Source organism: Corallococcus sp. CA053C (assembly GCF_003611675.1).
Lineage (GTDB): Bacteria > Myxococcota > Myxococcia > Myxococcales > Myxococcaceae > Corallococcus.
The window spans coordinates 1-6,701 of sequence record NZ_RAWA01000481.1 but is presented as its reverse complement, the minus strand read 5'-3'; the positions used below and the strand labels follow the sequence as shown (position 1 = coordinate 6,701).

Annotated in this window: 7 protein-coding genes; 5 read left to right on the top strand and 2 right to left on the bottom strand. The window is 69.0% G+C overall.

Annotated features, from left to right (window positions below; all coding sequences use genetic code 11):
• Positions 1 to 164 precede the first annotated feature (164 nt).
• The 5 genes from D7V97_RS37890 (at position 165) to D7V97_RS37870 (ending at position 4,202) form a co-directional block, all read left to right on the top strand.
• Positions 165 to 899, top strand: coding sequence for an AHH domain-containing protein (locus tag D7V97_RS37890; RefSeq protein ID WP_120615472.1), 735 nt, complete (start codon positions 165 to 167; stop codon positions 897 to 899).
• A 3-nt stretch (positions 900 to 902) separates the two neighbouring features.
• Positions 903 to 1,508 carry a DUF1629 domain-containing protein gene (locus D7V97_RS37885; protein ID WP_120615471.1) on the top strand — a complete coding sequence of 202 codons (606 nt, stop codon included), beginning with the start codon at positions 903 to 905 and terminating at the stop codon, positions 1,506 to 1,508.
• Positions 1,509 to 1,525: 17 nt separating this feature from the next.
• Positions 1,526 to 2,263 (top strand): Imm49 family immunity protein, encoded by a 738-nt coding sequence (locus tag D7V97_RS37880; protein WP_120615470.1) that lies wholly within the window; start codon positions 1,526 to 1,528, stop codon positions 2,261 to 2,263.
• An 85-nt stretch (positions 2,264 to 2,348) separates the two neighbouring features.
• Positions 2,349 to 2,870: a DUF6484 domain-containing protein gene (locus D7V97_RS37875; protein WP_120615469.1), complete on the top strand. Its 522-nt coding sequence runs from the start codon at positions 2,349 to 2,351 to the stop codon at positions 2,868 to 2,870.
• Between the two features lie 6 nt (positions 2,871 to 2,876).
• On the top strand, positions 2,877 to 4,202 hold the full coding sequence (locus tag D7V97_RS37870; RefSeq protein WP_120615468.1) for a TIGR02270 family protein: 1,326 nt from the start codon (positions 2,877 to 2,879) through the stop codon (positions 4,200 to 4,202).
• A gap of 69 nt (positions 4,203 to 4,271) precedes the next feature.
• On the opposite strand, the gene D7V97_RS37865 is transcribed toward D7V97_RS37870, so the two are convergent.
• Together D7V97_RS37865 and D7V97_RS37860 are read right to left on the bottom strand one after the other, a co-directional pair.
• Entirely contained in the window at positions 4,272 to 6,011 is a 1,740-nt protein-coding gene (locus D7V97_RS37865) for an ATP-binding protein (protein WP_120615467.1), read from the bottom strand.
• Between the two features lie 112 nt (positions 6,012 to 6,123).
• Positions 6,124 to 6,701, bottom strand: a 578-nt coding sequence (locus tag D7V97_RS37860; RefSeq protein WP_147445142.1) for a CheB methylesterase domain-containing protein, incomplete at its 5' end; no start/stop codon positions are given.

Here is a 6,701-nt window from a genome sequence, read left to right as displayed (position 1 = left end):
CCGAAGGCCCGTTATCGCGGCACGCGCCGCAACCTCTTTGACCTCAGGCGACTCGCGGTCGTCCAAAACCTCGAGGTCACCGCGCGCTATCAGCGCGCGGCGTGACCTAACCTGTTCGGCGCTCTAGCCCCCCCCTCTTCCTGAAGCGATCTGGAGGTCAGGTCATGTCAGACGGTCACATCTTCAAGGCGTTGCCCGAGAACAACGGCATCTGGGTTTTCAAGCAGGACGACTCCGAAACCGACTACCGGAAGAACGGGCACGCCGCCATCCTCGCGGATGGGGGGCACTGCAATCGCTACAAGACGCCCGTGCGCATCCGGGCGGCCTTGAAGGCCGGCAACAGTGGCCAGGGCACGAACCCCTCCACGTCACTCGCCCCTATCGGAAAGCTCAGCCCCGAGCACATCGAGCGCTACTACTTCGAATTCGCCGCCGCATACATTCAGGGCAAGCGGACCGGTCAGGTCATTCCCAACTTCTCCCGCAGCGGAACTCCCTACGCGAACCAGGCCCACCATCTCATTCCCCAAGCCCAGTATCTGGGGCTGTTCGGCGACCGGGAGCGCGAAATGTTGAAGCGGGTTGACTACAACGTGCACAACGGCAGGAACATCATCTTCCTGCCCGCGCACGCACCGGACACCCGCTTCCACAACCTGCCCTACCACATGGGCTCGCACCCGAAATACGACAAGCAGGTCAAGGCTGATGCGAAGAAGCTATCCAAGGATTTGAAGAAGCTCTCGAAGGCCGCCTGCGATGAGCCCAAGGTCGCCGCGATCAAGCGGGAACTCTACGAGCTTCAAGAGGACTACTGGACCATGCTCGCCAACGAGCAGCCCATCAAGGTCAATGACGTCATCTTCAAGAACAAAAAGACGAGGCCCGGAAGATAGACCATGAATTACCACCCCTGGACCCACGATGATGACGAAGCCTTCGTCCAGATTGACGAGACGCCCCCGGAGATCGAGGACAAGGACTTCCTGCTCGACGAGGGACGCCCGGCGAGCAGCTGGTTCCCCGCGGAGGTCGTGTTCGACTTCTCGCCTGTCGGGGGGCTCAAGCCGGTGGATTCCGTCCCCAATACGTTGGGCCTCTACATCGTCTCAGAGAAGCTCAGGAGCATCCTCGAATCCGCCTCGGGCGCCCGCTTCGAGTTCCTGCCGGTAAAGCTGCGCAACCACAAACGGAAGCTTCTGTCCGAGCCCTACTTCGTGGCCAACCTGCTTGACGTGGTGGCCTGCGTGGACCGGGAGCACTCCGAGTTCAGGATGAACCAGCTCATCACGCATGAGATCCGCCGCTTCAAGCGTCTCGTGCTGGATACGAGCAAGCTGGGTCCGGACACGAAGGTCTTCCGGCTGGAAGAGAGGCCCGACATGTTCATCATCCGCGAGGACCTGGCCCACACCATCATCGAGGCTGGCTGCACCGGCATGGTGTTCATGCCGATGGAGGACTTCGGCGCGGAGTTCAGGCCCAAGGACAACTACGACCTCTGAGCCACCGTCCTTTGTCCATGAACACCATCATCATCAATGTCAGCCATGAACTCGGGCAGCTGCGCGAGGCCTTGCTGGAACCCGTCACCGGGGAGGCGCGGGTGCGGCTGCTGCACGAGGTCTCCCGGCGCGAGAGGATACTGGCGATCGCACTGCTTCTGGCGGAAGCGGACACGGAGCGCTTCTTCCGCCACCTGACCTTGTCCGCGGAGGCGCACGCGGAACTGCTGAAGGCGGCGAGGGATGGCGGGCCGGCGGTGCGCTTCGCGGGAACCGGCAACTTCGACCCCTTCTGCGACGCGGTGGTGGCCGGCCAGGACGGTCTGGCGCGGGAACTTGCGCACCTGGCCCCGGTGCAGTGGCTCTCAGGGGAGGAGTACGAGGAGGACTTCGTCTACGGGCGCTTCCTCCACATCCTGCTCCTCGACGGGTTCCAACCCTCGGAGCAGCAGGAGGCGCTGCTCAGGCGGATGGCGAAGCTGGACCCGGAGCCGGATGCTCGCCAGCGCCTCTGCAGGGCGCTCTTCGAAAAGGACGCGTCGGCCTTCGAGGCTGGGCTGGCGGACGCGGTCCAAGACCACCAGCGGCGCTGCCGGGAACTGGCGGCCAGACGCTTTTCCCCCACCGCGGAGGGCGAGACCGAGCGGCACATCTTCATCGAGGGCCTGGCCCTCTTGCGCCTGGCGCGCGGCGTGGGGCTCCAAACGTCCCCGGAGCACCAACTCATGCCCTCGCTCGCCCGCTACGAGCGCTGAGTGAGGAGCCTCGGACAAGGCGGGTTCGCGCGGCATGCGCACCGTGCGCTAGTCTGCCTCTCATCACCCACGCCAGGGGACCGTCATGACTGTGTCTGCCGATAGCAAGTCCACCCTCATGGGGGCGCCGTCGCAAGAGTCAATCCTTGGCAGTCGGGTCGGTCAGCTCGCCGGGCTTGATGCCTCCGGCGTGCCGCTCGTCGACTTCCCGGGCAACACCGCCGGTCCCTTGCCCGCACAGCTGGCCACGGCCCTCGACGCCAGAGCCCTCCAGACGGGGGTGGCCCGGAGGCAGAAGGTCGTCCTCCTCTTCGAGAATGGCGACCCGCGCCAGCCCATCGTCATGGGCCTCATCCAGGAGCCCAGCACGCCCCTGCTGGACGCTCTGCTGAACGACCCGCCACCTGAGGCGGTCAAGCCGTCCGTGGACGCCCACGTGGACGGCAAACGCGTGGTCATCGAGGGCAAGGATGAAATCGTCCTCAAGTGTGGCGAGGCCAGCATCACGCTGCGCCGCAATGGCAAGGTCATCGTGAAGGGCACGTACCTGGAATCCCGCGCCACTGGCACCCACCGCATCAAGGGTGGCGCGGTGGAGATCAACTAGCCTGCCATGGCCACGAACTCCGGACGGCCGCTACGCTGGGACATCTACGAGGAGCACCTCAGCGAGGCAGCCTTTCGCTGGAGCCAGTGGGAGGCGGCGCTCGACGCGCCGGACTACTCGCTGGAGGAGACGGCAGGGTTGGAGGAGCAGGTCGCCGCCCATCTGGACGGACTGGTGCTGGGCGGGGCGCCCGTAGCGGAGCGACTGCTGGTCTCCGCGCTGGCGGACGAGCCCGAGCGCATTGTCGCCGCGGCGCTGGCACTGCTCCAGGCCGAGGAGCCCCCCGGTCCTGCCGCCGTGCTCTCCGCGCTGCCCACTGCCGAGCTTCCCGCGCTCGCAATGATCCAACGTGCGCTCGAGCTGGCTCCATCGCTCGCCACTCCCGCGAACCTGACGTCACTGCTGAAGCAGGAAGACGCCGTCCCCGAACTGCTTGCCCTGGTGCTCAATACGCTGGGCACGCACGGACTGGCCACGACCGCGCTGTGCACGCCCTTCCTCACCCACCCGCAGCATCAGGTCGCCGCCGCCGCCCTGCGCGCTGTTGGCCGGGCGCGGCTCCCGGTGGCTCCCGGCGTGCTCCAGCGGGCACTGGACTCGGGCGAGCCCGCGCTCAGGGACACGGCCATCGTCGCAGGGCTGATGGCGGGCCACCGGGGCGCCTGGGCGGCCTGCCAGTCCGCGGCCACTGCGCGAGCGCCAGGAAGCCGGTTGCCCCTGCTATTGCTGGGAATGAGCGGGGAGGAGCGAGACGTGAAGCGGCTGCTGGAGTTGCTTTCGGATGAGAAACTCCGGCCAGACGTGCTCTGGGCGCTCGGCTTCTCCGGGCGCGTGGAGGCCGCCGACGTATGTGTGGAGTTGCTACGACACAAGCCCGTAGCTGCGCTCGCGGGCGAGGCCTTCAGCGCTGTGACAGGGCTGTGCATCGCAGAGCAGTACGCGGTCCCACGCGAGGAGGAGGATGAGGCGCTCCCTCCTTTGGAGGAAGAGGACCTTGACGCGGACCTCACTCTCAAACCCGAGCACGCACTGCCGCTACCGCAGCCCGACAGCGTAGCGGCATGGTGGCGGAAGGCGCGACCCGGGCTGAACGCGAGGCAGCGCTACCTCGAGGGACAACCCTTCACCCCACAGGCGCTGCTCGAGGCCCTGGTCCGCGCGCCCATGCGCCGCCGCCATGCGCTAGCTCTGGAGCTGGCGCTACGCAGCCGGGGCGCGATCCAATTGCCAACACGCGCGTTTGTGAAGAAGCAGGTCGTTGCGTGGGCGGAGGCCCGCTCAGGACCTGCATCGGCATTCAGCCGTCCCTTCGTAGAAGAACTCCGGGGCTGAGCCTGGGATTGCCCTCTGCGCTCTAAGGAGCCTGTTATCCGACTCCTTGCTCGTTACGCCAACACGCTCCTAATGCTCGTAGGTGTCGCGCGGTCGCGCCAGCGCACCGCCGCCCACGGCCACGGCCGGGGTGATGGTGGTGGACGCGCCCAGGGTCGCCACGGGCAGCGTGAAGGTGAAGAGGCTGCCCACGCCCACGGTGCTCTCCGCGCGGATGGTGCCGCCGTGCGCCTCGACGAGCCCCTTGGCGATGGCGAGCCCCAGGCCGGTGCCCCGGCTGGCCGCGTCGCGCGCCTGCCAGTAGCGGTCGAAGATGTGCGGCAGCGCGTCCGGGGCGATGCCGTTGCCGGTGTCGCGCACGTCGAAGGTCACCACCATGCCGCGCATCGTCGCGCGCACCGCGAGCGTGCCGCCCGACGGGGTGAACTTCACCGCGTTGCCCAGGAGATTTCCCATCACCTGGAGCACGCGGCCGCGGTCGCACTTCACGCGCAGCGCCTCCGACGGCAGGTCCGCCTCCAGGTGCAGCCCCTTGGCCTCCGCGAGCGGCCGGATGGACTCCAGCGCCTCGGTGGCCAGCGCCACGGCGGTGTGCTCGCCCAGCTCCAGCGGCAGGTGGCCCGCCTCCAGGCGGCCCCAGTCCAGCAGGTCGGAGATGAGCCGGGACATGCGCTCGGCCGCGTCGTTGATGCGATTGGCCTGCTTGGCCACCGCCTCGCCGCCGGGCTTGCCCGCCGTGCCGCGCAGCAGCAGCGCCGCGCCCAGCTGCACCACGCCCAGCGGGTTCTTCAGGTCATGGGACACGACGGCGAGCAGGTCCTCGCGAGCGCGGGCCGCCCGGCGCGACTCACCCACCAGCCGCGCGTTGTCGATGGCGAGGCTCGCGCGCAGGCACAGGTCCTCCGCCAGCGCCAGGTCGTCCGGGCCGTACCGCCGCCCGGAGCCGGAGCTCACGAACGTCACCGCGCCCAGCGTGTGGCCGCGCGCGCGCAGCGGGATGATCATGTACGAGCGCGCCTGGAGCGCCTCCAGCAGCGCCGGGTGCGCGGGCTCCGCCGCCGCCGCGCGCAGGAGCGAATCCGTCACCGCCGGCACCAGCTCCGGCTCCCCGGTGCGCAGCACGCGCAACAGGCCCACCGGTGCGTCGTCGCGCAGCTCCATGCGCGTGGGCAGGTCGCGGGCGCGCTCCTGCTGCGTCGGATCCAGGCACGCCACCGCCGCGCGGCCCACCCACGGGCCCTGCTCCAGCGCGTCCACCAGGCACCAGTCCGCGAGGTCCGGCACGGCCAGGTGCGCGAGCAGCGTGTACATGCCCTGCGGATCCGGCGGGTGGGTGAACAGCGTCGTCATCGCCGAGTAGAGGAACGAGCGCCGGCGCTCCGCCGTCTCCACCTCCGCGCGCGCCGCCTGCTCCAGCTCCAGCGCGCGCGAATAGACGGCCTCGGCCTCCGTGAGCGCCCGCGCCGTCACCAGCACGACGGGCAGCGTGTTCGCGTCCGCTGGCAACGGCGTGAGCACCAGCGCGTGCAGCCTCAAGCCCTGCTCGCCCGGCCAGGGCGCCTCCACGGTGGTGGGCTCGCGCAGCGTCACCACCCGCACCCGCGCGGCCTCCAGCGCCGTCAGCGCCTCCGTCGGCAGGCCCAGCTCGCTCCAGTGTCTCCCCGGCAGCTCCACCGGCGTCCGGCCGAGCGCTCGTGCCCCGGCCGCGCTGCACGACACCAGCCGGCCCGTGCCATCCAGCACGTAGGCAGGGTCGGGTATGGCGGCGAAGACCGCTTCGTAGGCCGGGCCAGTCGTGGGAGCACTCATCTGTGAGGGGGGACGGGGGGAGGCCCCCATTGGAACCCGATATGGACACTTCGCACCAGGGAGTCCATTCCAGTCCCGGCCACGGGGCGGTGAATTTCGCCGAGCTGACACTTCAACTGGCCCTTCCTCCGGGTTGGAAGAGGGCCTGGAGGCGGCGGGCGATCTGCCCCAGGGGGAGGACCTCGTGGGCCAGGTTGGCGCCCACGACGACGCCGGGCATTCCGTAGATGACGGACGTCGCCTCGTCCTGGGCCAGGACGTGCCCGCCTGCCAGGTGGACGTCGCGGATGCCGTCCAGGCCGTCCTGCCCCATGCCGGTGAGCACCATGGACAGGGACGCGCGCCCGTACGCGTGGGCGACGGAGCGGAACAGCCAGTTGGCGGACGGGCGGAAGCCCTGGATGGGGGCGGCGCCGGACACCTGCGCCCGGTGGTCCGACGTCACCCCCAGGTGCTTGTCGTCCGGGGCCAGGTAGACGGTGCCGGCCACCAGGGGCTCGCCGTCCTCGGCCACCTTCACGCGCAGCGACGTCGCCGTGCCCAGCCACGTGGCCAGGCCGGAACCGAACCCCAGCGCGATGTGCTGCACCAGCAGGATGGGCGGCGGCACGTCCTTGCCGTGGAGGTCGGACAGGATGCGGTACACGGCGGCGGGACCGCCGGTGGACGCCGCCATGGCCAGCACCGACG

What these genes read in the sequence shown, in the direction of transcription:
- D7V97_RS37885 (WP_120615471.1), top strand. Translation starts at nt 903, where the DNA reads ATGAATTACCACCCCTGGACCCACGATGATGACGAAGCCTTCGTCCAG.
- D7V97_RS37865 (WP_120615467.1), bottom strand. Translation starts at nt 6,011, where the DNA reads ATGAGTGCTCCCACGACTGGCCCGGCCTACGAAGCGGTCTTCGCCGCC.
- D7V97_RS37875 (WP_120615469.1), top strand. Translation starts at nt 2,349, where the DNA reads ATGACTGTGTCTGCCGATAGCAAGTCCACCCTCATGGGGGCGCCGTCG.
- D7V97_RS37890 (WP_120615472.1), top strand. Translation starts at nt 165, where the DNA reads ATGTCAGACGGTCACATCTTCAAGGCGTTGCCCGAGAACAACGGCATC.
- D7V97_RS37880 (WP_120615470.1), top strand. Translation starts at nt 1,526, where the DNA reads ATGAACACCATCATCATCAATGTCAGCCATGAACTCGGGCAGCTGCGC.
- D7V97_RS37870 (WP_120615468.1), top strand. Translation starts at nt 2,877, where the DNA reads ATGGCCACGAACTCCGGACGGCCGCTACGCTGGGACATCTACGAGGAG.